Here is a 3,198-nt window from a genome sequence, read left to right as displayed (position 1 = left end):
GTCTGCCACGGCGACGCCTGCATGCCCAACACACTGCTCGACGACGAGGGCCGCCCGCTCGCGCACGTCGACCTCGCCGCGCTCGGCACGGCCGACAGATGGGCCGACATCGCCGTGGCCTCGATGAGCACCGAGTGGAACTTCGGCCCGGGGTGGGCGGACGTGCTCATCGAGGCGTACGGTGTCGCCCCCGACCGGGAGCGACTCGACTACTACCGTCGGCTCTGGAACGAGACCTGATCGGGCGTCATCACGCGCTGACCGGGGCCTCGGCCTCCGGCTCCTCATGGAGCGTCACCCGGATCTCGGCGATCCGACGGCGGTCGACGGCCGTCACGCGGATCGTGCCACCGGGCACCTCGACCGAGTCACCGACCACGGCGAGGCGGCCGAGCATCTCGGTCACGAAGCCCGCGACCGTGTCGGAGGCCCCGCGCGGCAGGTCGATGCCGGTGATCTCGGCGAAGTCCTGCAGGTTGAGACGACCGTCGAGTGCGCCGCCGGCATCCGGCATCCGCTCTTCGGTGTCGTACTCGTCGAAGATCTCGCCGACGACCTCCTCCACGAGGTCCTCGAGGGTGACGATGCCGTCGGTGCCGCCGTACTCGTCGACGACCACGGCGATCTGATGCCCTGCGGCGCGCATGCGCGTCAGGGTCGGCAGCACGCCCGCGGTCGACGGCACGTACTCGACCGGTCGCATGAGTCCGAGCACCGATCGGGTCGGGTCCTCTGCGGCGGCCTCGAACAGATCGCGCACGTGCACGAAGCCGACGATGTCGTCGAGCGAGGCGTCGATCACGGGATAGCGCGAGAACGGCAGCTCCCGCACCTGCACGATCGCCGCCGCGAGCGTCGCCGCACCGTCGAGCGCGACGACCTCAGGGCGGGGGCGCATGACCTCGCTGACCTGGCGGCCGCGCAGCGACAGCACGTCGTCGAGGATGCGGCGCTCGTCGTCGGGCAGGCTCTGGTGCGTCGCCACGATGTCACGCAGCTCTTCGTCGCTGAGCTCGTCGGCGGTCTTGTGCGGGTCGCCGCCGAGCAGGCGCACGAGCGCGTTGGTCGAGATCGAGAGCAGCCAGATCACCGGACGCATGACCGTGGCGAAGCCGTCGAGCACCGGCGCGACCGCATAGGCGAACTGCGCGTTGCGCTGGATCGCCAGGCGCTTGGGCACGAGCTCGCCGAGCACGAGCGACAGGTACGCGATCACGAGCGTCAACAGCACGGTAGCGAGCGTCATCGCCAGAGCGGGCGCCACGCCGAGGTTCTCGAGCAGCGGTGCGACCGACGGGGCGATCGACGTCGCACCGTATGCCGCCGAGGCGAACCCGGCGACGGTGACGCCGATCTGCACCGCCGACAGGAAGGTGTTGGGGTTGCGGGCCAGGCCGGCCACCTTCTCGCCGCGCTTGCCACGGGCGGCGATCGCGTTGAGCTGGCTCTCGCGCAGCGTGACCAGGGCCATCTCGGTGGCGGCGAACACGCCACCGACGAGGACGAAGACGAACACCAGTGCGATGTTCAGTGCGAGGTCGCCCATCAGCGGGTCACCTCACGAGGTGCGGGGGCGCCCGAGGTCATTCGGGCGCCGGGTCTGTCAGGGTCTGCGGACGCGTCGGATCGGCGCGAGGTGTTCACGAGTGTTCCTTTTCGGTGTCGGTGGTGAGCGGTGCAGAGGTGGAGGAGGAGTCTTCGAGCGCGTCGCGCTTGTCGTCGCGGCGTGTCTTCATGAGGCTCGCGACGGTGGCGACGGCGATGGTGGCGCCGATGAACACGAGCGAGAACCAGATCGGGATCTCGGGAGCCCACAGCATCGGCTCGCCGCCGTTGATGAACGGCAGCTCGTTGACGTGCATCGCGTGCAGCACGAGCTTGACGCCGATGAAGGCGAGGATGACCGCGAGGCCCTGGGCGAGGTACACGAGGCGCTGCAGCAGACCGCCGATGAGGAAGTACAGCTGGCGAAGACCCATGAGCGCGAAGGCGTTGGCCGTGAAGACGATGTACGCCTCTTCGGTCAGGCCGTAGATCGCGGGGATCGAGTCGACCGCGAAGATGAGGTCGACGAAGCCGATCGCGATGATCACGAGGAACATCGGGGTGAAGAACCGCTTGCCGTCGCGCTTCACCGTGAGACGGTCACCGTTGTACTCGTCGCTCACGGGCAGGATACGGCGCACGAAGCGCATGAACCGACCGTTCGCCGGGTTGTGGTCACCCTGCGCGAAGGCCTGGCGGTACGCGAGGAACAGCAGCAGGGCGCCGAAGAGGTAGAAGATCCAGGAGAAGTTCTCGATCAGCGTGGCGCCCAGGGCGATGAATCCACCGCGCATGATCAGCGCGATCACGATGCCGATCATCAGCACCTTCTGCTGATACATCCGCGGCACGGCGAAGCCGGTCATCACGATCAGGAAGACGAAGAGGTTGTCGATCGACAGCGCCTTCTCGGTGAGGTAGCCGGCGAAGTACTCGCCGCCGTACGTCCATCCCGAGACCGTGCCGATGCCGACGCCGAACAGCAGCGCGAGGCCGATGTAGAAGGCCGACCAGCGGGCGGACTCGCCGATGGTGGGCTCATGCGGCTTTCGCACGTGGGCGAAGAACTCGTACACGAAGAAGGCGATCGTGACGGCGATCGTGATGATCCACACGAGGGGGGTGATGTTCAAGAGGGTCTCCAGAAGACGTAGGCGTGACGATGTCGACGCCAAGGTCTTCTCCATCCTCGAGAACGAGGACCGGGGACCCGGGATGCAGGGACATCCGTAATGACGAGCCGCCCGTGGTGGAGTACTCCCCTTGGGTTCGCTCCATGCTAGCGAATACATCGGCACTCCAGCTATGAGAAAGCTGAGTATGACCTGGGGGTCGGTCAGGGGTTCAGTCAGGGGTCCAGTCAGGCCGTCGGGCCGAGGATGAAGTTCCACGCCCCCGTCAGCACGGCGGCCGCGATCGCGACCGCGGGGATGAGCGCAGCGATGACCACGAGCACGGTGTCTCGTCGATCCCAGGTCGATTCGCGCGCCCACGAGCGCGGTCCGGTGCCGCCGAAGCCGCGTGCCTCCATCGCCGTCGCGAGCGACGATCCGCGTCTGATGGCCAGCACGAACAGTGCGAACGCCATTCCGAACGCGCGGCGCACGCGTCCCTGGTCGGCGACACCGCGTGCCCGTCGCGCCAGCGCCAGCG

General features: G+C 67.7%; 3 protein-coding genes and 1 pseudogene. 1 reads left to right on the top strand and 3 read right to left on the bottom strand.

Features of this window, described 5'->3' with window-relative positions; translation table 11 throughout:
• On the top strand, positions 1–240 hold a 240-nt coding region (locus RTM68_RS17875), incomplete at its 5' end, for a phosphotransferase (RefSeq protein ID WP_312173572.1).
• 10 nt (positions 241–250) lie between these two features.
• Here RTM68_RS17875 and RTM68_RS17870 read toward each other — a convergent pair.
• From RTM68_RS17870 to RTM68_RS17860, 3 genes and pseudogenes are all read right to left on the bottom strand, one after another.
• Positions 251–1,546 (bottom strand): hemolysin family protein, encoded by a 1,296-nt coding sequence (locus tag RTM68_RS17870; RefSeq protein WP_312173569.1) that lies wholly within the window; start codon positions 1,544–1,546, stop codon positions 251–253.
• Between the two features lie 94 nt (positions 1,547–1,640).
• Positions 1,641–2,678 carry a TerC family protein gene (locus RTM68_RS17865; RefSeq protein WP_312173567.1) on the bottom strand — a complete coding sequence of 346 codons (1,038 nt, stop codon included), beginning with the start codon at positions 2,676–2,678 and terminating at the stop codon, positions 1,641–1,643.
• A gap of 227 nt (positions 2,679–2,905) precedes the next feature.
• Positions 2,906–3,198 (bottom strand): annotated as a pseudogene (locus RTM68_RS17860) (energy-coupling factor transporter transmembrane protein EcfT); the annotation flags it as partial.

Source organism: Microbacterium sp. (assembly GCF_031988965.1).
Lineage (GTDB): Bacteria > Actinomycetota > Actinomycetes > Actinomycetales > Microbacteriaceae > Microbacterium.
Note: the sequence above shows the minus strand (reverse complement) of the source record. Positions and strands in the feature narration are given on the sequence as shown.

What these genes read in the sequence shown, in the direction of transcription:
- RTM68_RS17870 (WP_312173569.1), bottom strand. Translation starts at nt 1,546, where the DNA reads ATGGGCGACCTCGCACTGAACATCGCACTGGTGTTCGTCTTCGTCCTC.